The sequence below is a fragment of the Rhizobium sp. BR 250 genome, from assembly GCF_047445855.1.
In the GTDB taxonomy this organism is placed as follows: domain Bacteria; phylum Pseudomonadota; class Alphaproteobacteria; order Rhizobiales; family Rhizobiaceae; genus Agrobacterium; species Agrobacterium tumefaciens_I.
Genome location: NZ_JARWKW010000004.1, coordinates 173141 through 199393 on the forward strand (window position 1 = coordinate 173141; position 26253 = coordinate 199393).

Below are 26253 nucleotides of genomic sequence, written 5' to 3' on the forward strand. Positions count from 1 at the left end.
ATAGCCGGAAGCCGCGCGAAGCCCTCAGTCGAATTCCGCGGAAACGACGGTGACGCGCCATTCCAGCCGCTGCGGCTCCGCCCTTTCATTGCCGCGCAGGCGGAAGGAGCGGCAGGCCGAAAATGTCTCCCCGGCCTCGATCCGCCTTTCGCTCACCTGATAGGGATCGAAGGTGACAGAGGCGCGGAAGGCGGGCTCGAAGCCTTCCAGCGTATAGGTCAGCCGCTGCACGGCGACATTATTATCGTTGCGGAAGCTGACACGAATGGGCAGCGCCGCATCCGGGCACGAGGCATCAAAATCCGCGGTCGCGATGATATGTTCAAGCCGCTTGCTGCCGCGCCACCAGTCATAGATGACAAAGGCGGCGGTCGTCGTCCAGATCAGGAGCAGGCAGATGACAACGGATTTCAGATGCCGCGGAAACGCAATGAGGGTGAGAAGAAGAATGGCGCTGAGAACGGCTCCGACAATCACGTCGTTCCTCCCGCGCTAAAACAAAACCCCATGCGATCTCATCCTCCCATGCACTTGCCGCCCGCAACGACCACACTTGCGGCAGGGTCGCGAGGGTATCGTCTCAACGGCGGTTTGCACCGTTTGGCGTGCGGCACGAAGCACCGGCATTGCCGCCGTCAACCACAACTCTATGGTCGCTCCCCCCGCTGTCAAGACAACCAAGCGTGACACCCGCCGGCCCCCCGCCCGACCCGCGATGAAACGACAGAGGGAACCAAATGCCGCCGAAGGCGTTCGCAGCATCAGAACCGCATGGCGGGGCGGTAAAAAGCGCCACGATCCGGGGCAAGACAGCCAGCAACGCCCAAGGGACACAGCGCCTCTTGGAACCGCCGAACCCCGCCCCATATTAAAAGCAGCTAATCTATGCTATGGATGTCAGTCAGCTCAGGGAGAAAAACGATGAAAACGCTGATCGTAACGTCACTCCTGGCCCTGTCGGCCAGCACCGCAATGGCCGCGGATGCCGTCTACGAAACGCCCGCACCACCGGTTGCGCAGGAAACCCTGCCGGTCTTCACCTGGTCTGGCCCCTATCTTGGTATTCAAGGCGGCGCGGGCTGGGCGAATGGCGATTTTTCGGCCGGCGGGCCCGTGGCCTCCGATAATTTCGATGGCGGCATTCTGGGCGCCTTCGCGGGTTACAATTACCAGTTCGACAATAATATGGTCCTCGGCATCGAGGGCGATGTCGATTACAACTGGAATGACAATGATTATGCGGGGATCAAGATCGGCACCGACTGGCAGGGCTCCGTTCGCGGCCGCGTCGGTTATGCCTTCGACCACGCCCTGATCTATGCCACCGCCGGCTGGACCGCCACCCGCGGCTTCATCGAAGCGCCCGGCGCCGGCAAGGACAGCACCACATTCAACGGTTACACCGTTGGCGCGGGTCTGGACTATGCCTTCACCGACAATGTGTTCGGCAGGCTGGAATATCGCTATAACGACTATGGCGACAAGGATATCTTCGGCATCAACACCGATGTCGACCAGCACACCGTCAAGGTCGGTCTCGGTGTGAAGTTCTGATCCTGACCGGATGATCTCGGCAAAAGCCCGGCCATCCGCCGGGTTTTTTCGTGGCAGAAAGACCGCGCCGGGCACCGGGCGTCCGCCTGAAAAGTATGAGAGAATGTGAACCCCGGAAAAACGGAATATTCACAGGGCATTCACCCGTGCCGTGCCATCATCCGGGCATAATGAGCCTCTATCTCCCGAAGCAGGCTTATGGAGTAGCCCCGATGAAAAAGATAATTCTTTCCACCATTGCCGCGCTGGTCGCAACCGGCAGCGTCTTCGCATCCTACGGCACCGCTGCCGCGCAGGACTATCCCTATCGTCCGCGCTATGACCGGGGTTACGACCGCGGCGGCCCACCCCCGCCGCCCTACCGCGAACACCGCCGCCACAATGACGGCGCAGCGATCGCCGGTGGCCTCGCCGCAGGCGTGATCGGCGGCCTGATCGGCGGCGCCATCGCCAATAATAACGGCCCCCGCTACTACGAACCGCCACCACCGCCCCCGCCGCGCTGCTGGTTCGAAGACCGCCGCGTGCCGAATTCCTATGACGGCGGCTGGCATACGGAGAGCATGCGGGTCTGCAACTGACCGCATCGCCGACGATTCGCGCAGGATGATCCGATCAGTCTAACCGGCTGGTCGGATTTTTGCTGGATGAACCGCTCGCAACGCATCAGCAGTATCCCAGATGCGAACTTGAGATTTTCAATAACCTACGCTGTGACTCTTAGATGAAAATGGTGGGCCCGGAGGGACTCGAACCCCCAACCAAGCGGTTATGAGCCGCCGGCTCTAACCATTGAGCTACAGGCCCTTTTCGGAAAAGATGATCCGAAATACCGGTTCGCAATGGCTCGAATCCGGTGGGGTCACGCTCTAACGTAATTTTTACAGCCCGACAAGCCAATGATGCTTTCGCAAGGCAGTGCCGCCGTATTAGCTACACAATCTAAGGCAATACCCTTCAAAGGGACTCAATCAAAGAGGAAACACCATGAAGACAAAAACGGCCCGCCTTTTCGCACTCACCGCATTGACCGCAGCGGCCATGATGCCGCTTGCCGCCCAGGTATCTGCGCAGGATACCAGCCTGCGCGAAGCCACCATCAGTGTTTCCGGCGAAGGCCAGGCGGCCATCGCGCCCGATATGGCTATTCTTTCCTTCAGCGTCGTCAAGCAGGCGGAAACCGCCGCGGCTGCGCTGACTGAAAATTCCAAGGCGCTCGCCGATGTTCTGAAGGCGCTGAAAGAGGCCTCCATCGAAGACCGCGACCTGCAGACGAGTAATTTCTCGTTGCAACCGATTTATAAGCAGAACGAGTCCAAGAACGGCGTTTATGTCGCGCCTGAGATCACCGGATATCAGGTGTCCAACGGCCTGACAGTGCGGGTGCGCGATCTGAAAAAGCTCGGCACAATCCTCGATACCTCCGTCAAGCTCGGCATCAACCAGGGTGGCGATATCACCTTCACCAATGACAAGCCCGAAGCGACGGTGACCGAAGCCCGCAAGCTGGCCGTTGCCGATGCTCTGGCCAAGGCGAAAACGCTGACGGAAGCGGCAGGCGTGAAGCTTGGCCGTGTCATTCAGATCAGCGAAAACTCGCAGCGCCCGATGCCGGTACCGGCGGGCATGATGCGTGCTTCGATGATGAAGGAAGCCGACAGCGTGCCGATCGCTTCGGGCGAGAACAGCTACAGCGTGTTGGTCAACGTCACCTTCGCTCTCGACCAGTAAGATCGGCGGCGGGCGGCACCCCGGTGCCGCTCCTGCCCCATCTTCGGTTCCGCCAAAAGCATATTGCAAAAAGAAATGCCCCTCGCTGCCATTGCGGAAGCGAGGGGCATTTTTGATCAACCTGCCATACGGGGATATTGGCAGATCAATAAAGGGCGCTGCTATTAGCGGCGGATTACCGGGCAACCGCGCTCATTGGCGAAAACGACGCGGTCACGGCCATAGCGGTTGAAGCCTGCCACCACGACACGGCGCGGCGAAACATCCACCACGCGGGCGCGGCGAAGGCCCATGCGGCTTGCCTTTTCTTCCGCAAGCCAGGGCGAGCAGCCGCGGCGCGGGCGATCCGGGCGACCCCAGCCGGGACGATGACCATAACCATCCTGAACCTGAACTCTGAACTGAACATCCGAGCCTGCGGAAGCCGCCGGCGCAGTGACGGAAATTCCACCGAGGGCGATGAGGGCAGCCAGGCCGGCTTTTGCGAAGGTGCTGAACATGAACTCACTCCGTTTGTTTCTATGCCGACAGAGGAACATCCCCCGGCGATTGACGAGACCTTAGAGCCGCCTGCCTGAATATGAACAGAACCGAATGTTCAGCAGGCGTTCAGAGATATTAACACGGTTGACGGCGATCGGATCCGTCTATCAGGGCGAGATATGCAGCACGATCTCGCGGTGGTGCGGCTGGTCGCGGTGTTCGAAAAGATAAAGTCCCTGCCATGTGCCGAGCACGAGCCGCCCGTCGCTGATCGGCACGCCAATGGAAACCGTCGTCAGCGCCGATTTGATATGGGCGGGCATATCGTCCGGACCTTCGAGCGTGTGAACGACCCAGCGCATGGAAGGATCGCTGGATGGCGGCACGAGGCGCGAGAAAAATGTCTTGAGATCGCGCCGGACATCGGGGTCGGCATTTTCCTGAATGAGCAGCGAGCAGGATGTGTGGCGAACGAAGATCGTCAGCAGGCCCTCCTCCAGCCCTGCCTGTTTGACAAGGCCCTGAGCCTCCGATGTGAACTCGTAAAAACCCTGCCCCCGGGTGGCGATGATTATTTTCTTCTGCGGCACAATTTTTCCTTCAAACAAGCTGGAACAAAATCGACTTTGACAACGTTGCAACATGTCAAATTGTATCCGATGACGTCAGGGATACGACAATCGCGTGACGGCGGTGTTCTATGAACACAACGGGAAACCGGCGTCACAGTTGCAGAAAACGGGGAAGGGTTGGCACGATCAGAATGAATTATTCAGGCTTTCCCATCCCTCGACCAACAGATTATCCTCGGCACAGACAGACAGGGTGCGAAAGACTGATTCATGGCACCTACTGACTATCATGTCGACCTGACCAATTGCGACCGCGAACCCATCCATATTCCGGGCTATATTCAAACCCATGGCTGTCTCATCGCCTGCGACAATGCCATGCGCATGGTGCTGCGGCACTCTGAAAACTGCCGCGAACTGCTCGGCGTTGACGGCGATATCAACGGCAGGACCGCAGAGGATGTGCTCGGCAAAAAGCTCGTCCACGATCTTCGCAACGCGCTGACCGTCACCGGCAGGACCGCGCGCCCCGCCATGCTGCCCAACACCGAAACAAGCGATGGCCGCAGTTTCGATATTTCGCTCCATCGCTACAAATCCACCACCATCATCGAATTTGAACCCTCCCGAAGCGAAACCCAGCCGCTCGGCACCGCCCGGAAAATGGTGGACCGCATCCGCGAGGCGGACAGCGTCGAAAGCCTGATTTCCAGAACGACGCGGCTGATAAAGGCAACGCTCGGTTACGACCGGGTGATGATCTACCGTTTTGAGGAAGACGGCGCCGGCAAGGTCGTATCGGAAGCCAAGCAGCCAGAGCTGGAAAGCTTTCTCGGGCAATATTTCCCCGCCAGCGATATCCCGCAGCAGGCCCGCGCGCTTTATCTAAGGAACACGCTGCGCATCATCTCCGATGCCAGCGGCGCACGCGTTCCCGTCCTGCCGGCCCTCGATGCCTCCGGCGAGCCGCTCGACCTCTCTTACGCGCATCTGCGCAGCGTCTCGCCCATTCATTGCGAATATCTCCGCAACATGGGGGTTGCCGCCTCCATGTCGATTTCGGTGATTGTCGACGGCGCGCTTTGGGGGCTGATCGCCTGCCACCATTATTCTCCGCGTGTGCTGACCATGCCGGTTCGGATCGCAGCTGAAATGTTCGGAGAATTTTTCTCCATGCATCTGCAGGTTCTGAAGCAGAAGCGGCGGCTCGATACCGTCAACCACGCCCACGCCGCGCTCGACCGTTTTCTGCGGCTTGCCGCCCATCACGCCAACATTGAAGAATTGCTGGTCGATAGTTTTCAGGATTTTGCCGATCTGATGCCGTGTGATGGCGTCGGGCTCTGGGTCGGCAACAACTGGCATGGCCATGGGGCAACGCCGCCGCATGACGCCATTCCAAGACTGGCGCGTCTCGTCGCCTCCGCATCGGAAGGCAAGGTCTGGGCGACGCACGCCCTTTCACAGGCCATACCGGAAGCGGAGATCTATGCCGGCACCGCCGCCGGCATGCTCGCCATCCCGCTGTCACAGGTGAAAAACAACTATCTGCTGTTTTTCCGCAAGGAGATCGTGCAGAGCCTGAACTGGGCCGGCAATCCGGAAAAATCCTATGAGACCGGCCCGATGGGCGACCGCCTCACGCCGCGCAAGAGTTTTGCGATCTGGAAGGAGACCGTTCGCCTGCAGGCGCAACCCTGGTCTGAAGCCGACCGGGAAATTGCCGAAGCCGCCAGAATTGCGCTGGTCGAGGTTGCCCTCCATCACAGCGAGCTGATGGCGGGCGAAAGGGAGCGCGCCGAAGTGCGCCAGCGCATGCTGAACGAGGAACTCAACCACCGCGTAAAGAATGTTCTGGCCATCATCAAATCGCTGGTCGGCAATCCCTCGCAGGAGGGCAAGACGCTGCAGGATTATGTCACCGCGCTGAAGGGCCGCATTCAGGCGCTGTCCTTTGCCCATGACCAGATTATTCGCGGCGAAGGCGGCGGCGCGCTGCGCGATCTGCTGGATGCCGAACTGTCGCCGCATCGTTCGCCCGAAACCGTGGTGGAATTAACCGGGCCACAGATCACGCTCGATTCGCGCGCTTTCTCCGTCATGGCTCTGGTTCTGCACGAGCTAGCGACGAATGCCGCCAAATATGGCGCGCTGTCGCAAACCGGTGGGCAATTGCATGTGCGCTGGCAGATCAACGACAACCGCGATTGCGAAATTCAGTGGCGTGAAACCCTGCCCATCAAGCTGCCGACACCGTCGCGCGCCGGTTTCGGCACGGCGCTCATCAGCCGCAGCATTCCCTACGATCTCGGCGGGCGCAGCACGATACGCTATTTGCCGGACGGGCTGGAAGCGGAGATACTCCTGCCCTCCCGCCATGTTTCATCCGCCACGACAGCCTCCGACACAAAAGACGGGGACAGGACCGCACCGCAGCCCAGACGTTATAACCGGGAGGAGCCGTTGAAAATATTGCTTGTCGAAGACCAGATGCTGATTGCCATGGATGTCGAGAACATGCTGGAGGACAACGGCATCAAGGCAATCGAAACGGCGACATCGTCGGCCATGGCGATTGAAAAGCTGAAGAGCTATGTGCCGGATGTGGCCATTCTCGACATCAATCTCGGTTCCGATACCTCAATCCCCGTCGCCCGCGAACTCCACCGCCGCGGCGTCCCCTTCCTCTTCGCCACCGGTTATGCGGATGGCAGCATGGTGCCGGATGAATTCGGCAATGTGCCCGTGATCAGGAAGCCCTATGACGAGGATGCGCTGATGGCAGGGATCGGGATCCTGGTGGGGAATACGGAGCGGGTATAGGAGGCGTTACCCGCAAGGAGACCTCCCCATACTCGATGTCATCCTCGGGCCTATCCCGAGGATGACGAACGGTGGTTGTCAGACCGGCCGCCAATCGTCAAAATCGAGGAAACCCACCCTCATTGAAATCTCGTAAAGCCCCGCTTTTTCGCTTCTTCCGGGCTGACCTCATTGCCGATTTTAAAGCGGAACTCCGTCACGGTGTAATTTTCCAGATCGACTTCGCACTGGAAAGAAACATCGTGCCAGCCATTGCCCGTGTTGAACGCACCGCCGGAAGCGTCGATCGAATTGCCGGAAATCCTGCCGCCCGTGTCCGAATAGGGGATCATGCCTCTAGCCGAAAAACCCGCGCCCTGAATTTGGGCCAGAGCTTCAGTGCTGCAAAGCTGCACGATGCGGCGACGGGGCGGCAGATCGCCGAACATCTGCCGTCTCTGGGCCGGCGAGAGCATGGAGGCAGACAACAGGTTTTTGGCCGCAGGAAGCTTAGCGGGCTTCTTCTCCGCAACCTCCGCAGGCTTTTCCTCGGAAGGCTTTGCCTGTGGCACCGGCGGCTGTTCCGGCTGTTTTTCTTCCTTCACGGGTGAAACCGCAATCTCCCCCTGCTCCGCGGAAGCCTGAAGATCGCTGTTGGCGGCAGGTGGCGCGGGCTTCTCCTCAGCCGCCTTTTCAGGCTGGCTTGCCGGTTCCTCGGAAGCCTCGCTCTTTTCCGCTTCTTCCGTCTTACCCGGCTTGTCTGCGGGGTCAGCCTGCGTCTCCTCCGGCCGCATGGCGATGGCCGGCAGCGTCGCCTGCGGCGGCGGCAAAGGTTTCGCCTCTTCCTGTGGCGGCGCGGGCGGTGGTGGCGGAGGTTGCGGTTTTTCCTCTTTCGCCTTCTCCTCGCCCGGCGGCGGGGCCTCTTCCGCCTTTTTCTCCTCGGGCGGCGGCACCAGATCGACGCTGATGCTTTCCGGCTCCTGTGGTTCCGCTATCCGTTCCGGCAATTCGAAAAAGAACAGCGCAACGACGACAAGATGCAGCAACACGGAGACGGGCACAGCCCATCCTCCCCGCCGCCATTTGCTTGCCGAAGCCTGTTGCATCTTATCGAACCAAATAGAACCCGAGCATTTCCGACCAAGACGGAATGCCTGCTTTCACACATAAGGCTTGTCGCAGAGTTCGCCAGTGCGGGAAACAAAAAACCCGGCCAGAGCAGACTGACCGGGTTCAATTTTAAAGGAAGCGGAGAGCTTAGCTGTCGAGGAAGCTTCTGAGCTTTCTGGAGCGGCTCGGGTGCTTCAGCTTGCGCAGCGCCTTCGCTTCGATCTGACGAATACGTTCGCGCGTGACCGAGAACTGCTGGCCGACTTCTTCCAGCGTATGGTCCGTGTTCATGCCGATGCCGAAACGCATGCGCAGAACACGTTCTTCACGCGGCGTCAGCGAAGCCAGAACGCGGGTGGTCGTCTCGCGCAGGTTCGCCTGGATGGCGGCGTCGATGGGCAGCAGCGCGTTCTTGTCCTCGATGAAGTCACCGAGATGCGAATCTTCTTCGTCACCCACGGGGGTTTCGAGCGAGATCGGCTCCTTGGCGATCTTCAGAACCTTGCGCACCTTTTCAAGCGGCATGGCCAGCTTCTCGGCCAGCTCTTCCGGGGTCGGCTCGCGGCCGATCTCGTGCAGCATCTGACGCGAGGTGCGAACGATCTTGTTGATCGTTTCGATCATGTGAACCGGAATACGGATCGTGCGGGCCTGGTCGGCGATCGAACGGGTGATCGCCTGCCTGATCCACCAGGTGGCATAGGTCGAGAACTTGTAACCACGGCGATATTCGAACTTGTCGACCGCCTTCATCAGGCCGATATTGCCTTCCTGAATGAGATCGAGGAACTGCAGACCACGGTTGGTATACTTTTTCGCAATCGAGATCACGAGACGCAGGTTGGCCTCGACCATCTCCTTCTTGGCGATACGCGCTTCGCGCTCGCCCTTCTGCACCATCGAAACGATGCGGCGGAATTCGGCGATGGAAATGCCGGTTTCCGTGGAGAGGTTCTGGATTTCCTGACGGATTTCCCGGATCGTGTTGCTTTCTTCGCGAGCGAATTCCTTCCAGCCGCGGGCGGCCAGATTGGCAATCGACTTCATCCAGTTCGGATCGAGTTCCGCACCGTGATACTGCTCAAGGAAGCTGTCGCGCTTGACGCCATAGGATTCGGCAAGGCGCAGCAGACGGCCTTCATTCTGCATCAGGCGCTTGGAAATGTCGTAGAGCTGCTCGACAAGGCTGTCGATGCGGTTCTGGTTCAGCGACAGCGACTTGACCGCCGTGATGAGCTGATCCTTCAGTTCCTTGTAACGGCGTTCCTGGCCGGAAGAGAGCGTGCCCGTGCAGGCGAGGCGCGCTTCCACCTGCTGATCCTGAAGCTTGCGCAGCTTCTTGTAGGTGTCAGCAATAGTGTCGAGCGTTTCCATGACCTGCGGGCGCAGTTCGGCTTCCATCGCGGCAAGCGAAAGGTTGGACTCGTCGTCGTCCTCTTCTTCCTCTTCCGGCGGCAGGCCGTCGCCACCAACGTCAGTCACGTCTTCGTCGCCGGTCGGCGCGCGCAGCTTGCGGGTCTTTTCCTTCTCTTCGGCGGCCTTGCGGTCAGCCTCGATCTTTTCCGGGCTCTGGAACTGGGGGGCCGCCTTGGCTTCCGGACCGGAATAGGTCGTCTCGAGATCGATGATCTCGCGCAGCAGCGTCGTGCCTTCGTTCAACTCGTCGCGCCAGATGATCAGTGCCTGGAACGTCAGCGGGCTTTCGCACAGGCCCGAAATCATCGTTTCGCGGCCAGCCTCGATGCGCTTGGCGATGGCGATTTCGCCTTCGCGCGACAGAAGCTCGACGGAACCCATTTCGCGCAGATACATGCGCACCGGGTCATCGGTACGGTCGGTCGGTTCTTTCTTCTTGGCGGTCGCAAGCGCGGTGCCGCTGGAAGGGGCAAGTTCGCCGCCCTCGGAATCGTCACCATCGGAATCGCTGTCGTCGTCGCTGCTGGCGGCTTCTTCTGCGTCCTCGTCCTCGATCACGTTGATGCCCATGTCGGACAGCATCGCCATCGTGTCTTCGATCTGCTCGGAAGTCACCTCTTCGGACGGCAGGACGGAATTCAGCTCGTCCATCGTCACATAGCCGCGCTTCTTGGCGGCCTTGATCATTTTCTTGACCGCGTCATCCGAAAGGTCGAGAAGCGGGCCGTCCGTCGCACCGTCGCGTTCGTTTTCTGCTTCTTCGTTTTCTTTGACTTTGGTTGCCATCTATCTCGTCGCTTTCCCTGACGCTAACACCTGTTCCGCCGCATCGCCGTCCGCCCCTTGAGCATCCAGCGGTTTGCCGCGAATCACTGTCAGACACCTAACGGAGTGATCTTTAATTGCCGATTAACCACGGCAGCCTCAGGCAGAATGCAAAGACAGTGCACCCGGAAATGCTTGCTCATGCAATTTCTATCCGCCAAGGCTCATTCCACCTTACTTTTCCTGAAATGGTGATTCCCGCTATTTCCCGCCCCGTCAAGCCTTTGAGAGCGAGACAGCCACGGAAATTCTCAAAAAAGGCCGCATTTTGCGGTTATCACCAGACTATCCCCTATTTAGGACGCTTGCCGCAAAAGGCAACCCCACACGTCTTTCAATTCTTGGCCAGCCCTCTCAGCCATGGCCGAAGGCAGGCCCCTTCACCCGGCCGGACATGACACCGAAACCATCGATGATCGCTTCCTGATTTTCCATGCGGCCGATTTCAAGCTGCACTTCGGCCAGTGCCCGCACCAGAAGCGTGCCGCGCTCATCATCCGTCGCCTCGGCTATTTCCCGTTCCAGTTCACGTTTCTGCCAGAGCAGCGATTTCGTCCTCTTATGCAAGGAAAGCGCCTGCACATACCCCTCACGCGCATCCTCCATCGCCGCCTGTTCGGTCGCGGTCCACAGGCGGGCATTGCGCACCTGCTGGTCCATGACTTTCAAAAGCGCCTCGAAACCCTGCTGCGACAGACGCTCGATCAGCCCGGCCCGCGATACCTCCGCCGCACTTTCCGCAGCAAAGGTCAGCACCGTCGACCACAGGCGTTGCAGATCACGGTTCTCGTAATCGATGGCGGCGATCTCGTCATATTCCTCGAGCAGCAATTCGGGATGGTTGACGATGGTAATGGCAAGAACGCTTTCACGCAGCGAAGGCTTGGTCTGATAGCCCCGGACAAGGCCGGACTGCGCCAGGCGGTCGGAAATGCTGCTGGCGGGCGCGGCCATGGCCCCGCCCCGCCCCGGCGCATTACGCTGGAAACCGCGTCCCGCGCCCTGACCGCCCTCGCGGCGAAAATTCCCGCCCTGCGAGCCGCCCGACTGGAAACGCGGCTGGAAAAATCCGTTCAGCCTGTCGCGCATATCCTGCTGATAAAAACGGCGCACGGTCTCGTCGCCGATCACGGCCACGATCTGCCGCAGCCGGCTTTCAAGCTGCGCGCGCTTTTCCGGTGTATCGAATGTGACGCCGGCCGTCTCGCGGCTCCAGATCATCGCCGCCAGCGGCTTGGCTTCCGAAAGCACCCGGTCGAAAGGCGCACGCCCTTCCAGCCGCACGAGATCGTCCGGGTCCTTGCCATCGGGCAGAAGCGCGAAGCTGACGGAACGGTCCGGCTTGATATGCGGCAGGGCAAGATCAGCCGCACGGTTGGCGGCGCGGATGCCGGCGCCATCGCCATCGAAGCAGAGGATCGGCTGCGGCGACATTTTCCAGAGGAGATCGAGCTGGCTTTCGGTCAGTGCCGTGCCGAGCGGCGCGACGGCATTTTCGACACCCGCCTGATAAAGCGCGATGACATCCATATAACCTTCAACCGCGATGACCGAACCGCCGGCCGCCTGCGAAGCGCGGCGGGCCCGGGCGAAATTATAAAGAACATTGCCCTTGTGGAAGAGTTCGGTCTCGTTGGAATTCAGATATTTCGCCACCGCATCCGCCGCCATGGCGCGGCCGCCGAAGGCGATCACCTTTTCCCGCGAGGACAGGATCGGGAACATGATGCGATCGCGAAACCGGTCATAGGAGACCGGCACGTTTTCGTGCACCACCAGTCCGCAGGCTTCCATCTGTTCCTTGGACACGCCCTTGCTCGCCAGATGCTCCTTCAGCGCATTGCGGCTATCCGGCGCATAACCCAGCCGGAAAGTCTCGATGGTGCGCCCGGTCAGCCCGCGATCGCGCAGGTAAGCCCGCGCCCGCGCACCAAGCGCCGTCTGCAACTGATCCTGAAAGAACAGCGTCGCCATTTCCATGACGTCCTGAAGCGAAGTGCGTTCACGTTCGCGCTTCTCCGCCTGCGGATCGGGCTGCGGCATGGAAATGCCGGCCATATCAGCGACCTGTTGCACGGCTTCAGGAAAACTCAGGCCCTCAAGCTCCGTCAGAAACCGGAAATGATCGCCGGAAACACCACAACCGAAGCAATGATACCGGCCCTTGCGGTCCTCGCAGTGGAAGCTCGGGCTTTTTTCACCGTGGAACGGGCAACAGGCCCAATAGTCTCCCCGCGACGTGTTGGTCTTCTTCTTGTCCCAGGACACACGTCGACCGATCACATCAGAGATGTGCACGCGGTCGCGTATCTCATCGAGGAAAGAATTGGAAAAGCGCATGGGTTACCCGTTCGAGGCCAGTCTTTCATATAAGCGCAGAAAGGCGTGAGCACCAACCCAAAGAAAGACAATACCCGATATTCACAGGTCACAGAGATGAAAACCGATGCCGCCATTGCGCCGGCTTCCGGCGAATTTATGGCAGTGCAACATCACCAAAAATTATGTTTTTGTAATTTGAGCCGCACGCGTCAGCGATATAAAAATGTAACCACAGAAAGCGCGATAAATATTCGCTAAATCTGCCGACGCCCGCAGGCACGTCCCCCCGAAAAGCCTGTGACGGACCGCATTCTGATCCGCTGGAATGCGCTTTCGTCGGCAGAAAAAAGGCAGGGCAGCCCACATCTGCCCTGCCTTTACTTTTTGCCGGATGCTTGAACTTACTTCAGCAAATCCTTGACGACACCCGAGGCCTTCGCGAAGTCGATCTGGCCGGGATAACGCTCTTTCAGCGCATTCATGCACTTGCCCATGTCGCGCAGGCCGGAGGCACCGGTCTCGGTGATGACGGCCTGGCAGAGTTCGCGCACTTTTTCGGCCGGGATTTCTTCCGGCATGAATTCCTTGATGATGACGATTTCCTCGCGCTCCTGAGCGGCAAGCTCGGGACGGCCGGCACCTTCATAAATGGTGGCGGACTCTTCCCGCTGCTTCACCATCTTGGTCAGAATCTGCATGATATCCTCATCGCTGACGGGGTCCTTGCCCACGCCGCGATTGGCGATATCGCGATCCTTGATAGCGGTCTGGATGAGACGCACGGTCGAGGTGCGGCGTGCATCACGAGCCTTCAGCGCATCTTTCAAAGTATTAGCGAACACGTCGCGCAGCATTTTTCTTCTCCTTGGGAAAGCCCATTCCGCAGCTTCCTGATCGGCAAACTTTCCGCCTTATTTTTCGCAACGACATAAACGAGCAAACACGCTCAAGCAAATCAATTGCATAAGCCCTTGAATCTACGACAGCTTAAATCCGCGTAAATCTTGGGCCTGCGGTTGACCGCTTGGGTTGCTTTCGTTATTTTCCGGCACCTGCACGAGATTTTAACGAAGGGTCGGAACGCGAGCTTTATCGCGCGCCCCTTTATGTCACGAAGCCTGCGACAAAAATGGCCCCTTACCCCCTGCCTTTCAAGAGGCGGGGTGCGAAGCGGCAGAAACGGAACGAGATGACCGAGACAGCGCCCTGGACTACCCGCAAACCGACCGCAATGCTTGTTCTTGCCGATGGCACCGTCATTGAAGGCACAGGCATCGGCGCAACCGGCAAGGTTCAGGCCGAAGTCTGCTTCAACACGGCGCTGACGGGTTACGAGGAAATCCTGACGGACCCTTCCTATCTCGGCCAGATCGTCACCTTCACCTTCCCGCATATCGGCAATGTCGGCACCAACGAGGAAGACATTGAAGACCTGACACCCGCCGCCCGCCGCGGCGCCGTCGGCGTCATCTTCAAGGCCGACATCACCGATCCGTCGAACTTCCGCGCCGCCAAGCATCTTGATGCCTGGCTGAAGGCGCGCGGCGTCATCGGCCTTTGCGGCATCGACACCCGCGCGCTGACGGCCTGGATCCGCGAAAACGGTGCGCCGAATGCGGTCATCGCCCATGATCCGAACGGCGTCTTCGACATCGAAGCGCTGAAGGCGGAAGCGAAAGCCTGGAGCGGCCTCGTCGGTCTCGATCTCGCCATCGAAGCGACTTCCGGCCAGTCCTCCACCTGGACGGAAACACCGTGGGTGTGGAACAAGGGTTACGGCACGCTCGGCGAAGCCGATGCGAAGTACCACGTCGTCTGCGTCGATTTCGGCGTCAAGCGCAACATCCTGCGCCTCTTTGCCGGTCTCGACTGCAAGGTGACGGTGGTTCCGGCCCAGACTTCTGCTGAAGACATTCTGGCGCTGAAGCCGGATGGCGTCTTCCTCTCCAACGGTCCGGGAGACCCGGCCGCAACGGGCGAATATGCCGTACCGGTCATCCAGAACCTCATCAAGAGCGAGCTGCCGATCTTCGGTATTTGCCTCGGTCACCAGATGCTCGGTCTTGCCGTTGGCGCAAAGACCGAGAAGATGCATCAGGGCCATCACGGCGCCAACCACCCGGTCAAGGACTTCACGACCGGCAAGGTGGAAATCGTCTCGATGAACCACGGTTTTGCGGTCGACACCAAGTCGCTGCCCGAAGGCGTCGAAGAGACCCACATCTCGCTGTTCGATGGCACCAATTGCGGCCTACGCATCGTCGGCAAGCCGGTCTTCTCCGTCCAGCACCACCCGGAAGCATCGCCCGGCCCGCAGGACAGCCACTATCTCTTCCGCCGCTTCGTCAACCTGCTGCGTGAAAAGAAGGGTGAGGCAGCGCTCGCCGAGCGCTGATACCTTTTAAATCCGGAAGTTACATGCGGCCCGCTTCTCAGCGGGCCGTTTGCATTTCACGCTTCACCAAGAGCACGAAGCGGATGGTGAGAAGAACGGCGGCCGTCGAAAGGCCGATAACAAAGCCGAACCAGACGCCGCGCCCGCCAAAGCCCAGCGGGAAAGCCATGGTCCAGGCGAGCGCCAGCCCGATCGGCCAATAGGAGATCAGCGCCAGCATCGCCGGAATGCGTGCATCCTTCAATCCGCGCAGCAGGCCCGCCGTCACGGCCTGAATACCGTCCACCAGCTGGAAAATGCCGGCGATCACCACGAGACTGCTGGCATAGGCAAGTACTTCCGCAGCTTCAGGCAACTTCGGATCGAGGAACCATTTCGCCAGAAATTCCGGTACCGCCGCAAACAGGATACCGCCGCAAATGGCGATGCCGCAGGCGATAGCGTAAATCATGATCGAGGCGCGGACGAGATTTTTAAAATCCCCCTGCCCCCGCGCCACGCCCACGCGAACCGTCGCCGCCTGGGAGAGACCAAGCGGAATCATGAAGGCGATGGAGGCAAGCTGCAGGGCAATACCGTGGGCGGCAAGCTGCACCGTGCCGATCTGCCCCATCAGGATCGAAGCGGCGGCAAACAGCGTCACTTCGGCAAGAATGGTGATGCTGATCGGCAGGCCGAGACGCAGCACCTCGAAGAGCGCATGCCAGTCAGGTCGCCAGAAACGCACGAACAGCTCGTATTTCCTGGTTTCCTCGCGCGTCTGCACATAAGCGACGATGAAGATGAAGCTGAAGGCATTGACGATGACGGCAACAACGGCAGCACCGTTCATGCCCATAACCGGCAGGCCGAAATGGCCGAACACCAGCGCATAAGCCAGTATCCCGTTCATCACCAGCATGATGATGGTGACATAAAGAATGATGCCCGCCCGCCCGATGGCGCTGACAAGCCCGCGCAGCACATAAAACAGCAGCGCCGGCAAAAGGCCGAACTTGGCGATGGCGAGATAGTGGCCGGTGAGCGCCGCCACATTGGGATTCTGTCCAAGGGCAATCAGAATGCGCTCGGCATTCATGAAGATCGGCAGCGCCAGCAGCCAATAGGCAATCGCCACCCACATGCCCATGCGCAGCGAGCGGCGCGCAGATGTTGCATCGCCCTGCCCATAGGCCTGTGCCACCATCGGCACGACGGCGACCGAAAATCCCGAGCCGAAAATGAAGACGACGAAGAAGAACTGCCCGGCCAGCACCATGGCCGCAAGCTTTTCAGCACCTAGCTGGCCGACGATGACCATATCCGTGGTGTGGATGCCAAGCTGTGCGAGCTGCGCGCCGATAAGTGGAATTCCCAGCACAAGCGTAGCCTTGAAATGCGAAAACCACGACCCCGATCCGGAAGGAACGGTTCCTGCAACAACCGACGAAGACATTGTAATTCACCTGAACCTTGGCCGTTGCCCGCGAATTGCGCAACGGCAGCACGGTGATGAATAAAATATTCCCTTCCTGCACGCAACCTTTGCGGATCAATGATTAAAATTTGCGCAGGCGCGACCGGGCCGCCGCAAGGTATGACACAAGACAAATTTAGCCGAATTTTACCATTTCGCTTTACTCATTAGAATATCGAATAGTTCTTCTAAATCATAAGCTGCATGACGCAGAATATTCCCGCCTTTGAGGCATGTTTTCCCAACCATTGTCAGAGATGACCTGAAGGGTACATCCGGCTCAAAGGATTTGTAGCTTGCCCAAGAAAACCAACCTCATGACGCGCATCCTCGTTGCTGCGTCGTCACTTGTTGTCGCCGCCTTTGCGGGCTTTTCTTTCTACATTGACAGTCTCCAGCACCGGGTCACGACGGAAGCGGTGGCGGAAAACATCGATTCTTCCGGCAAGCAGGCCGCGCAAAGCATCGCCAACTGGCTGAATGGCCGCATCATGCTGACCGAAACGGTGGCAAAGACGCTGGCCAAACTTCCGGATGACGAAGCGAAACTGCACTTTCTGGAAAACGATGTCCTGACGGCGCAGTTCATGTCGACCTATTTCGGCAATGCCGAAACCGGCACTTTCACCACCTTCCCGAAAACGCCGCTGCCGGAAGGCTATGATCCGCGCAAGCGCCCGTGGTATCTGGATGCGGTAAAAGCCGGCAAGACGGTTCTGACGGAACCCTACAATGATGCATCGACCGGCGGCCTCATCATCACCGCCGCCATTCCCGTCTCCATCAATGGCAAGCTCGCCGGCGTGACGGGCAGCGATTTTTCGCTGGATTCGCTGGTGAAGATGATCAAGTCGGTGGATGCCGGCACGGACGGATATGCCTTTCTCGTCAGCAAGGACGGCAAGATCCTCATTCATCCCGATCCGAAATTCGTCGACAAGCCGCTGGCCGATCTCTTCCAGGTCAACACACCGGCGATTTCCTCGGCGATTTCGCAGACCGAAATCGATGGCAAGGGCAAGATCACCAGCTTCATTCCGGTCGCCGGCCTGCCTTCGGTCGACTGGTATCTCGGTTTCGTCGTCGATTCCGACGTCGCCTACAGCGCGATCGGCCAGTTCCGGCTGGCGGCAACCATCGCCACCGTTCTCGCCGCCGCGATCATGATCGGCCTGCTTGCGACCGTGCTCTCCCGTTTTATCGTCCGCCCGGTCACGCAGATGACCTCGGCCATGGAAGGGCTTGCGTCCGGCAATCTCGATGTCGCCATTCCCGGCCAGGAACGCACCGACCAGATCGGCTCGATGGCCGCGGCGGTTGCCGTGTTCCGATCGAACGCCATGGAGCGCCTGCGGCTTGAAGGCGATGCCGAAGAAAACCGCACGCTTTCCGAACAGGAACGCAACCAGCGCGAAAGGCTGGCGGCAAAGGACGCTGCGGACATCCAGTTCGCTGTCGATTCGCTGGCCAGGGGGCTGGCGCATCTCTCGGATGGCGATCTCAACTATCGCATCGACACGCCTTTCGTGGCCCGCATCGACCGCCTGCGCGACGATTTCAACAATTCCGTCGCCAAGCTGAATGCCGCCCTCAGCACCGTCGGCCAGAATGCACGCGCCATCGATGCCGGCGCCGGAGAAATCCGCCAGTCCGCCGACGATCTGGCGCGGCGCACCGAGCAACAGGCGGCCTCCGTGGAAGAGACCGCGGCGGCGCTCGAGGAAATCACCACGACGGTGAAAGATTCCGCCCGCCGTGCCGAAGAGGTCGGTCGTCTGGTCGATCGCGCCCGTAGCAATGCCGAACAGTCCGGCGTCATCGTCGAGGACGCCGTGCGCGCCATGGAAGGCATCGAAAAATCGTCGTCGGAGATCAGCAACATCATCGGCGTCATCGACGAGATCGCCTTCCAGACCAACCTGCTGGCGCTGAATGCCGGTGTGGAAGCCGCCCGCGCCGGTGAGGCCGGCAAGGGCTTTGCCGTCGTCGCCCAGGAAGTGCGCGAACTTGCCCAGCGCTCGGCCAATGCGGCGAAGGAAATCAAGACACTGATTAATGCCTCGACATCGCAGGTGCAGTCCGGCGTCGATCTCGTCGGCAATGCCGGCAAGGCGCTGGAAACCATCGTCCGCGAAGTGCAGGAGATCAACCGCCATATCGACGCCATCGTGACCTCGTCGCGCGAACAGTCGACCGGGCTTCAGGAAATCAACACCGCCATCAACACCATCGATCAGGGCACGCAGCAGAATGCCGCCATGGTCGAAGAACAGACGGCGGCAAGCCACGGGCTCGCCTCGGAAGCGGCGGCGCTCAATGAGCTGCTCGCACAGTTCCAGCTTGCATCAGCCACACGGCGGCAGGCGGAATATGGGCGGGCTGCTTAAAGGGAAAGAACGACATTGGCCGGATCGCTATGGCAACCAGATCACGGCCAACCGCCATCTACTCTCGACGTCATCCTCGGGCTTGTCCCGGGGATCCAACCACCTCTCATTCAACGGATACGTTGCAGATGCTCGGGACAAGCTAGAGCATGACGGAGGGGAGGTTGCAACCTCCCTCATGGCCGGAGCAATCCAGCCATTTTTCTTGTCCAATCCCTGCGATCGAAAAAGCCTGTTCCCGCCATCGTGCCAATCCGCTAGAGCTTGATCGATCATGATCATGCGGAGGGATTCATGCTGGAACTGATTTGGCGCGGCATTGCCATGGGCATTGGCGGCACCGTCTTTATGGATATTTGGGCAATCATACTGCACCGGTTTTTCGGCCAGTCCGCACCGAACTGGGCGCCGGTCGGCCGCTGGTTCTGGCATGTACCGAAGGGCCGGATATTCCACGACAGCATCGCCACAGCTGAACCTTATGAATACGAACTGGCGCTCGGCTGGATTTCGCACTACGCCGTCGGCATTCTTTACGGCGTCATTCTTGCATTGGTCGTTCCGGCCACGTGGTTTGCCAATCCGTCCTTCATCGCGCCGTGGATCGTCGGCATCGTCACGGTCGGTGCAGGCTGGTTCCTGCTACAGCCGGGGCTGGGCATCGGCTGGGCGGCGTCGAAAACGCCAAACCCCACAAAGGTCCGCTTTCTCAACCTTGTGGCCCATACGGTTTTCGCCCTCGGCATGTATGCCGTGGCGCTTTTGATGCGCTAAATGAAAAGGGGGCTGAAAAGCCCCCTCTCCTGTCCAATCCTCAGATATTCGCCGAGAAAGTGTCGCAATCTTCGACACGGCCGCTCTGGAAACCGCGCTTGAACCATTCCATGCGCTGTGCGGAGGTGCCGTGGTTGAAACTGTCCGGCACCACATAGCCCTGCGTCTGCTTCTGCAGCGTGTCGTCGCCAATCTGATGGGCGGCGTTCAGCGCCTCCTCAAGGTCGCCGGTTTCGAGAATGCCCTTCTGCTCGGTGAACTTGCCCCAGATACCGGCATAACAATCGGCCTGAAGCTCGACGCGCACCGACATCTTGTTCGCATCCGTCTGGCTCATGGACTGGCGGCGGCGGTTGAACTCCGGCAGGACGCCGGTGAGGTTCTGGATATGGTGGCCCACCTCATGCGCAATCACGTAAGCCTGCGCAAAATCGCCGGCGGCGCCGAAACGCTTGTCCAGTTCGTTGAAGAAACTGGTGTCGAGATAGACCTTGCGGTCACCCGGGCAATAAAACGGGCCACTGGCGGCGGAAGCATAACCGCAAGCCGAAGACACCTGACCGGAGAACAGAACCAGTGTCGGTTTCTGATAGGTCTCACCGGCAGACTGGAAAATGCCGCTCCATGTATCTTCCGTCTCGGCCAGCACGGTGCGCACGAAAGCCGTCGTCTCGTCCGATGATTGGCCTTGCGGACGCGTGCCCGCCTGCTGGCCACCGGATTGCTGCGTCGTACCGCCGCCATCCAGAGAAATATCGCCGCCCGAAAGCAGCGTCAGCGGGTTGATGCCAAGCACCCAGCTTATCAGCAGGATGACCACAATGCCGCCAATGCCGATGCCGCCACCGCGACGCCCGATCGGCACCCGCATGCCCCCACGGGAAAAAGGATCGCTACCGCCTGGCCCCGATCCCGCCGACATGCCGCGCCGGTCCTCGATATTGTCCGACTGGCGGCGCCCTCTCCATTCCATGCTCTTCTCCCGGCGATACCGCCTTAACAAGCTGCCTTATAACGGCACTATAATACATCTTGTTCCGGAAGAAAGCAGAGGGGAAGAGCCGAAGCTTTCACGCGGTCCTGCGTCTCTGTCTCAATACGGTCAGAAACAGGAAGGCAAAAAGGAGAATACCGGCGGAAAAGACCGCAAAACCGGCTTCGCCGTCGCCGAAAGCAACCGCATGCATGATTCGCCCCGGAACGAAGGTGAAGCCGCCGGCAATCACGATGCCGCCGAGATAAACGCTCTGCATGATGCGCATATGACGTCTGATATCGCCGCGGCGCGCGAAATAGACTGATTGCAGACAGCCATATATGCTGAAAATCGACAAAAGATGGATCGGACTGAAGACGTAAAACATCCGCAGCTCATGGATGAAGAAGGTTGAAACGGACGTCGCAACCATCAGCACCACCCAGATCTTGCCCAGCAGACGGTGGATGGCGGTGCCCTTGGGGCGCAGAAAAATGAAGGCACCGAGAATGGCTGCGGGCACGACGGTGGCGACATGGAACTGCACGGCAAGCGGTGCATCTAACAAAGGCTGAAATGACATGGGCGCTGTTTCGGCTCGGTTGAAATCGCCGGCAATTTCGGCAAAACATGCGGACAAGAAAAACGGATTGGCGCCAACCGCAGGAAAACTTCGTGGATCACCCGTATCTGCAATCCACGCTTCGTGAAATGCACGCCATCCTGCAATCGCGGCGGCTATGGCTGACATTTCTCGCCATATTGGCGATCTTCATCCTGACCGGACCTTTCGGCACCAGCGAGACCATGAGCTTCGCCGATCGGCTGCTCTACTGGACGATCGTGCAGGCAGGCGCCTGGATGCTCGCCATTTCCTTTTCAATCATCGCCAATATACTCCTTGCAGACCACATCAGCCACTTGCTGATGCGCATGATGATCGGCTCGCTGACGGCGGCGCTGCCGATCGGGCTGCTGCTCACCATCACCAATCAAATCTTCTACGGCAGGGAGATGGGTTTCACGCCGTTTCTGAAGAGCAGCCTCTCATCCCTGCCCCTCTGCGCGATCTTTTGCCTGTTGAGTTATCTCACGACCCGCCAGTCCTTCGAAAAAGTGACCGACGCTGAAACCGGCACGAATGCAAATGCCGATTGGGACGTGAAAGGCAGCATCCCCTTGCTGGAGCGGCTGCCGCCGCAAAAGCGCGGAGAATTGCTGCGGCTATCGGTGCAGGATCATTATACGCACATCGTCACCACGCGCGGGCAGCAACTCGTTCTGCTGCGCTTTTCCGATGCGCTGAAAGAAATCGGCCAGACGGCGGGTTTGCAGGTGCACCGGTCGCACTGGATCGCCGATGCCGACGTCGTCTCCCTGCGCAAACAGGCCGGCCGTCTGCATGTCATCACCAGAGACGGATCGGAAATCCCCGTCAGCCGCTCCTATAATGCAGTGGTACAGGCTCGTTTTGCCGCCCTTGTCCCTGCCCGTTAAGAGTTTCTGTCGATTCCGGAATTTATGGGGTTCCGTTCTCAAAAACATTTGCCTATAAGCCGCTTCTAGCCTGAAAACATTTGAATTGCGCTCCCCGGCCGGTGATCTTCCACCCTGGCCGGTGTTTTGCGCAACCAAAAAGCGGAACGAGAGAGCCCATGCCGAAGCGCCAAGATATCAAGTCCATCCTCATCATCGGCGCGGGACCGATCGTCATCGGTCAGGCATGTGAATTCGACTATTCCGGCACGCAGGCCTGCAAGGCGCTGAAAGAAGAGGGTTACCGGGTCATTCTGGTCAACTCCAACCCGGCAACGATCATGACCGATCCGGGCCTTGCCGACGCCACCTATGTCGAGCCGATCACCCCTGAAGTCGTCGCCAAGATCATCGCCAAGGAGCGTCCGGACGCGCTTCTGCCGACCATGGGCGGCCAGACCGCGCTCAACACCGCGCTTTCTCTCAAGCGCATGGGCGTTCTCGACCGCTACAATGTGGAAATGATCGGCGCCAAGCCGGAAGCCATCGACATGGCCGAAGACCGCGCCCTCTTCCGCGAAGCCATGGCACGCATCGGCCTCGAAACGCCGAAATCCATGCTGGCCAACGCCACCGAAATCAAGGATGCCGACCGCAAGAAGCACGAAGTCGCCCGCACCGAACTGAAGGGCAAGCTTTCCGGCCCGGAACTCGACAAGGCGCTGGACGACCTCGAAAACCAGTGGAACCTCGGCGAAACCGACCGCAAGCAGCGTTACATGGCCCATGCCATGGCGATTGCCGCCCAGGCCATCGACCATGTCGGCCTGCCCGCCATCATCCGTCCGTCCTTCACGCTCGGCGGCACCGGCGGCGGCATTGCCTATAACCGCTCGGAATTCTTCGACATCGTCTCGGGCGGTCTCGACGCCTCGCCGACCACCGAAGTTCTGGTCGAAGAATCGGTCCTCGGCTGGAAGGAATATGAGATGGAAGTCGTCCGCGACAAGGCGGATAACTGCATCATCATCTGCTCCATCGAAAACATCGATCCGATGGGTGTCCATACGGGTGACTCGATCACTGTCGCGCCGGCGCTGACCTTGACCGACAAGGAATACCAGATCATGCGCAACGCCTCGATTGCGGTGCTGCGTGAAATCGGCGTGGAAACCGGCGGCTCGAACGTGCAGTTCGCCGTCAACCCGAAGGATGGCCGCCTCGTTGTCATCGAAATGAACCCGCGCGTATCGCGCTCGTCCGCTCTGGCCTCCAAGGCAACCGGCTTCCCGATCGCCAAGATCGCCGCCAAGCTCGCCATCGGTTATACGCTGGACGAACTGGAAAACGACATCACCGGCGGCGCGACGCCTGCTTCGTTCGAACCGTCGATCGACTACGTCGTCACCAAGATCCCGCGTTTCGCCTTCGAAAAATTCCCGGGCGCCTCGCCGATCCTCACCACGGCCATGAAGTCGGTCGGTGAAGTCATGGCGATTGGCCGCACCTTTGCGGAATCGCTGCAGAAGGCGCTACGCGGCATGGAAACCGGCCTCACCGGTCTCGATGAAATCGAAATTCCCGGTTACGAGGAAGGCGAAGGCTCAAAGAACGCCATCCGCGCCGCCATCGGCACGCCGACGCCGGATCGCCTGCGCATGGTCGCCCAAGCGCTGCGCATGGGCATGAGCGAAGAGGAAGTCCACGAAAACTCGAAGATCGATCCGTGGTTCATCGCCCAGTTCAAGGCCATTGTCGACATGGAAGCCCGCATCCGCGAGCACGGCCTGCCGCAGGATGCCGAAAACCTGCGCACGCTGAAGGCCATGGGCTTCTCCGACGCCCGCCTCGCCAGCCTGACGTCCAAGCGCCCGAAGGAAGTGGCCGAGCTGCGCAACAGCCTGAATGTCCGCCCGGTCTTCAAGCGTATCGACACCTGTGCGGCCGAATTCGCCTCGCCGACCGCTTACATGTATTCGACCTATGAAATTCCCTTCGTCGGCGCCGCCCGCTCGGAAGCGCAGGTTTCCGACCGCAAGAAGGTCGTCATCCTCGGCGGCGGTCCGAACCGTATCGGTCAGGGCATCGAGTTCGATTATTGCTGCTGCCATGCCGCCTTCGCGCTGAAGGATGCCGGCTTCGAAGCCATCATGATCAACTGCAACCCGGAAACCGTTTCCACCGACTACGACACCTCCGACCGCCTCTATTTCGAACCGCTGACGGCCGAAGACGTGATCGAAATCATGCGTGCGGAACAGGAAAAGGGCGAGCTGGTCGGCGTCATCGTACAGTTCGGCGGCCAGACCCCGCTGAAGCTGGCCGAAGCACTTGAAAAGAACGGTATCCCGATCCTCGGCACCGCGCCTGACATGATCGACCTTGCCGAAGACCGTGATCGCTTCCAGAAGCTGCTGATGAAGCTCGATCTTGCCCAGCCGAACAACGGCATCGCCTATTCGGTCGAGCAGGCCCGCCTCGTCGCCTCGGAAATCGGCTTCCCGCTGGTCGTGCGCCCGTCCTATGTTCTGGGTGGCCGCGCCATGCAGATCATCCATTCGGAAGGCCAGCTCCAGACCTATCTGCTCGACACCGTTCCCGGTCTCGTGCCTGAGGACATCAAGCAGCGTTACCCGAACGACAAAACCGGTCAGATCAACACCCTGCTCGGCAAGAACCCGCTGCTGTTCGACAGCTACCTGACCAACGCCGTCGAAGTGGACGTCGATGCGCTGTGCGACGGCGAAAACGTCTTCGTTTCCGGCATCATGGAACACATCGAAGAAGCCGGCATCCACTCGGGCGACTCGGCCTGCTCGCTGCCGTCTCGTTCGCTGAGCAAGGAGACCCTCGACGAACTGGAACGCCAGACGACGGCTCTTGCCAAGGCGCTGAATGTCGGTGGCCTGATGAACGTTCAATATGCCATCAAGGACGGCACGATCTACGTTCTCGAAGTCAATCCGCGCGCCTCGCGTACCGTGCCTTTCGTCGCCAAGACCATCGGTGCGCCGATCGCAAAGATCGCCGCCCGCGTCATGGCCGGTGAAAAGCTTGGTTCGGCAATCGCCGCCTATGGCGAAAAGCCCGATCCGCGCAACCTGAAGCACATTGCTGTCAAGGAAGCCGTCTTCCCCTTCGCGCGCTTCCCCGGCGTCGACATCCTGCTCGGACCGGAAATGCGCTCGACCGGCGAAGTCATCGGCCTCGACACCGATTTCGCGCTTGCCTTCGCCAAGAGCCAGCTCGGCGCCGGCGTCGATCTGCCGCGCTCCGGCACGGTCTTCGTTTCGGTGCGTGACGAGGACAAGGAAGGCGTTCTTTCCGCCATCCGCATTCTGGTGGAAAGCGGCTTCAAGGTACTGGCGACCGGCGGCACCCAGCGTTTCCTCGCCGAACAGGGCATCAATGCCGAGAAGATCAACAAGGTGCAGGAAGGCCGCCCGCATATCGAGGACGCCATTCGCAACCGTCAGGTCCAGCTGGTCATCAACACCACCGACAGCAACAAGGCGATTTCCGACTCGAAATCGCTGCGTCGCGCAACGCTGATGCAGAAGGTGCCCTACTACACGACGATGGCCGGCGCCGAAGCCGCCGCCCTCGCCATCAAGGCACTGAAGGCCGGCAATCTGGAAGTGAAGCCGCTGCAAAGCTACTTCAACTAAGCCTTCTGCGGGAAACCCCCGCAAGATTGACAGCAAAACGCCGCGGGTCGCCATGCCCGCGGCGTTTTGTTTTGCGTAATCCCGCTGCAATCCATTCCCCGTATCAAAAAGGCGTCATTTGCACCCGAGGCCGATAATGTCTTTTTGCATTCCTGAAGAACCCTCCTCCGCTGTCAGCTACGCCACTCCCCTGAACTCGAGCGGGCGGGGTTAAGTCATGGTCGGACGTCCGCCAGGCCCGGAAAGGGTGGCTTTTCCGCTTAGAATCGAACCCGCAATATTGAACGCAATCCGGCACACCGCGAG

19 protein-coding genes and 1 tRNA gene are annotated in these 26253 nt (G+C 59.6%); 9 read left to right on the forward strand and 11 right to left on the reverse strand.

Going from position 1 to position 26253, the window contains the following annotated elements:
• Positions 1 to 24: 24 nt before the first annotated feature.
• A complete protein-coding gene (locus QD336_RS08220; RefSeq protein WP_269340587.1) occupies positions 25 to 477 on the reverse strand; it encodes a hypothetical protein in 453 nt (150 codons plus the stop codon).
• A gap of 444 nt (positions 478 to 921) precedes the next feature.
• Here QD336_RS08220 and QD336_RS08225 point away from each other — a divergent pair, with 444 nt between their 5' ends.
• Positions 922 to 1554: an outer membrane protein gene (locus QD336_RS08225; RefSeq protein ID WP_499170179.1), complete on the forward strand. Its 633-nt coding sequence runs from the start codon at positions 922 to 924 to the stop codon at positions 1552 to 1554.
• 212 nt (positions 1555 to 1766) lie between these two features.
• Complete coding sequence (locus QD336_RS08230) at positions 1767 to 2135, forward strand: hypothetical protein (protein ID WP_499170180.1); 369 nt, start codon at positions 1767 to 1769, stop codon at positions 2133 to 2135.
• Between the two features lie 150 nt (positions 2136 to 2285).
• On the opposite strand, the gene QD336_RS08235 is transcribed toward QD336_RS08230, so the two are convergent.
• Positions 2286 to 2361, reverse strand: a tRNA-Ile gene (locus QD336_RS08235).
• A 180-nt stretch (positions 2362 to 2541) separates the two neighbouring features.
• Here QD336_RS08235 and QD336_RS08240 point away from each other — a divergent pair.
• Positions 2542 to 3285 carry an SIMPL domain-containing protein gene (locus QD336_RS08240; RefSeq protein ID WP_499170182.1) on the forward strand — a complete coding sequence of 248 codons (744 nt, stop codon included), beginning with the start codon at positions 2542 to 2544 and terminating at the stop codon, positions 3283 to 3285.
• Positions 3286 to 3449: 164 nt separating this feature from the next.
• Here QD336_RS08240 and QD336_RS08245 read toward each other — a convergent pair whose 3' ends face one another.
• Both QD336_RS08245 and QD336_RS08250 read right to left on the reverse strand, forming a co-directional pair.
• A complete protein-coding gene (locus QD336_RS08245) occupies positions 3450 to 3785 on the reverse strand; it encodes a hypothetical protein (RefSeq protein ID WP_499170183.1) in 336 nt (111 codons plus the stop codon).
• 150 nt (positions 3786 to 3935) lie between these two features.
• Entirely contained in the window at positions 3936 to 4358 is a 423-nt protein-coding gene (locus QD336_RS08250) for a secondary thiamine-phosphate synthase enzyme YjbQ (RefSeq protein ID WP_499170184.1), read from the reverse strand.
• A 252-nt stretch (positions 4359 to 4610) separates the two neighbouring features.
• Here QD336_RS08250 and QD336_RS08255 point away from each other — a divergent pair, with 252 nt between their 5' ends.
• The gene (locus tag QD336_RS08255) at positions 4611 to 7163 is read left to right on the forward strand and encodes an HWE histidine kinase domain-containing protein (RefSeq protein ID WP_499170185.1); all 2553 of its coding nucleotides are present in this window, start codon (positions 4611 to 4613) and stop codon (positions 7161 to 7163) included.
• Positions 7164 to 7282: 119 nt separating this feature from the next.
• Here the strand turns inward: QD336_RS08255 and QD336_RS08260 are convergent, their stop codons facing one another.
• From QD336_RS08260 to QD336_RS08275, 4 genes are all read right to left on the reverse strand, one after another.
• Positions 7283 to 8203, reverse strand: coding sequence for a DUF930 domain-containing protein (locus QD336_RS08260; protein WP_499170186.1), 921 nt, complete (start codon positions 8201 to 8203; stop codon positions 7283 to 7285).
• A 196-nt stretch (positions 8204 to 8399) separates the two neighbouring features.
• The gene (rpoD, locus tag QD336_RS08265; protein ID WP_269340580.1) at positions 8400 to 10454 is read right to left on the reverse strand and encodes an RNA polymerase sigma factor RpoD; all 2055 of its coding nucleotides are present in this window, start codon (positions 10452 to 10454) and stop codon (positions 8400 to 8402) included.
• 393 nt (positions 10455 to 10847) lie between these two features.
• A complete protein-coding gene (dnaG, locus tag QD336_RS08270; RefSeq protein WP_269340579.1) occupies positions 10848 to 12833 on the reverse strand; it encodes a DNA primase in 1986 nt (661 codons plus the stop codon).
• Positions 12834 to 13216: 383 nt separating this feature from the next.
• Positions 13217 to 13669 carry a GatB/YqeY domain-containing protein gene (locus QD336_RS08275; RefSeq protein WP_004430448.1) on the reverse strand — a complete coding sequence of 151 codons (453 nt, stop codon included), beginning with the start codon at positions 13667 to 13669 and terminating at the stop codon, positions 13217 to 13219.
• Positions 13670 to 14004: 335 nt separating this feature from the next.
• Between QD336_RS08275 and carA the strand changes: the two genes are divergently transcribed.
• Positions 14005 to 15210 (forward strand): glutamine-hydrolyzing carbamoyl-phosphate synthase small subunit, encoded by a 1206-nt coding sequence (carA, locus tag QD336_RS08280; protein WP_269340577.1) that lies wholly within the window; start codon positions 14005 to 14007, stop codon positions 15208 to 15210.
• 37 nt (positions 15211 to 15247) lie between these two features.
• Here carA and QD336_RS08285 read toward each other — a convergent pair whose 3' ends face one another.
• The gene (locus tag QD336_RS08285; protein WP_269340576.1) at positions 15248 to 16645 is read right to left on the reverse strand and encodes an MATE family efflux transporter; all 1398 of its coding nucleotides are present in this window, start codon (positions 16643 to 16645) and stop codon (positions 15248 to 15250) included.
• A gap of 317 nt (positions 16646 to 16962) precedes the next feature.
• On the opposite strand from QD336_RS08285, the gene mcpU reads away from it, so the two are divergent.
• Both mcpU and QD336_RS08295 read left to right on the forward strand, forming a co-directional pair.
• Complete coding sequence (gene mcpU / locus QD336_RS08290; RefSeq protein WP_499170188.1) at positions 16963 to 19053, forward strand: methyl-accepting chemotaxis protein McpU; 2091 nt, start codon at positions 16963 to 16965, stop codon at positions 19051 to 19053.
• Between the two features lie 294 nt (positions 19054 to 19347).
• A complete protein-coding gene (locus QD336_RS08295) occupies positions 19348 to 19827 on the forward strand; it encodes a DUF2938 domain-containing protein (protein ID WP_269340573.1) in 480 nt (159 codons plus the stop codon).
• 40 nt (positions 19828 to 19867) lie between these two features.
• On the opposite strand, the gene ypfJ is transcribed toward QD336_RS08295, so the two are convergent.
• Together ypfJ and QD336_RS08305 are read right to left on the reverse strand one after the other, a co-directional pair.
• The gene (ypfJ, locus tag QD336_RS08300) at positions 19868 to 20800 is read right to left on the reverse strand and encodes a KPN_02809 family neutral zinc metallopeptidase (protein WP_269340572.1); all 933 of its coding nucleotides are present in this window, start codon (positions 20798 to 20800) and stop codon (positions 19868 to 19870) included.
• Between the two features lie 97 nt (positions 20801 to 20897).
• Positions 20898 to 21386 (reverse strand): DUF2306 domain-containing protein, encoded by a 489-nt coding sequence (locus QD336_RS08305; protein ID WP_269340571.1) that lies wholly within the window; start codon positions 21384 to 21386, stop codon positions 20898 to 20900.
• A gap of 47 nt (positions 21387 to 21433) precedes the next feature.
• On the opposite strand from QD336_RS08305, the gene QD336_RS08310 reads away from it, so the two are divergent.
• Positions 21434 to 22300, forward strand: coding sequence for a LytTR family DNA-binding domain-containing protein (locus QD336_RS08310; protein ID WP_499170191.1), 867 nt, complete (start codon positions 21434 to 21436; stop codon positions 22298 to 22300).
• A gap of 158 nt (positions 22301 to 22458) precedes the next feature.
• Positions 22459 to 25947, forward strand: coding sequence for a carbamoyl-phosphate synthase large subunit (gene carB / locus QD336_RS08315; protein ID WP_269340569.1), 3489 nt, complete (start codon positions 22459 to 22461; stop codon positions 25945 to 25947).
• The last annotated feature ends 306 nt before the right edge of the window (positions 25948 to 26253 follow it).

Coding starts and splice junctions, on each gene's coding strand:
- QD336_RS08285 (WP_269340576.1), bottom strand. CDS start 16,645: ATGTCTTCGTCGGTTGTTGCAGGAACCGTTCCTTCCGGATCGGGGTCG.
- QD336_RS08225 (WP_499170179.1), top strand. CDS start 922: ATGAAAACGCTGATCGTAACGTCACTCCTGGCCCTGTCGGCCAGCACC.
- QD336_RS08245 (WP_499170183.1), bottom strand. CDS start 3,785: ATGTTCAGCACCTTCGCAAAAGCCGGCCTGGCTGCCCTCATCGCCCTC.
- QD336_RS08295 (WP_269340573.1), top strand. CDS start 19,348: ATGCTGGAACTGATTTGGCGCGGCATTGCCATGGGCATTGGCGGCACC.
- carA (WP_269340577.1), top strand. CDS start 14,005: ATGACCGAGACAGCGCCCTGGACTACCCGCAAACCGACCGCAATGCTT.
- dnaG (WP_269340579.1), bottom strand. CDS start 12,833: ATGCGCTTTTCCAATTCTTTCCTCGATGAGATACGCGACCGCGTGCAC.
- QD336_RS08305 (WP_269340571.1), bottom strand. CDS start 21,386: ATGTCATTTCAGCCTTTGTTAGATGCACCGCTTGCCGTGCAGTTCCAT.
- QD336_RS08240 (WP_499170182.1), top strand. CDS start 2,542: ATGAAGACAAAAACGGCCCGCCTTTTCGCACTCACCGCATTGACCGCA.
- QD336_RS08275 (WP_004430448.1), bottom strand. CDS start 13,669: ATGCTGCGCGACGTGTTCGCTAATACTTTGAAAGATGCGCTGAAGGCT.
- rpoD (WP_269340580.1), bottom strand. CDS start 10,454: ATGGCAACCAAAGTCAAAGAAAACGAAGAAGCAGAAAACGAACGCGAC.
- QD336_RS08255 (WP_499170185.1), top strand. CDS start 4,611: ATGGCACCTACTGACTATCATGTCGACCTGACCAATTGCGACCGCGAA.
- carB (WP_269340569.1), top strand. CDS start 22,459: ATGCCGAAGCGCCAAGATATCAAGTCCATCCTCATCATCGGCGCGGGA.
- QD336_RS08310 (WP_499170191.1), top strand. CDS start 21,434: ATGCGGACAAGAAAAACGGATTGGCGCCAACCGCAGGAAAACTTCGTG.
- QD336_RS08230 (WP_499170180.1), top strand. CDS start 1,767: ATGAAAAAGATAATTCTTTCCACCATTGCCGCGCTGGTCGCAACCGGC.
- ypfJ (WP_269340572.1), bottom strand. CDS start 20,800: ATGGAATGGAGAGGGCGCCGCCAGTCGGACAATATCGAGGACCGGCGC.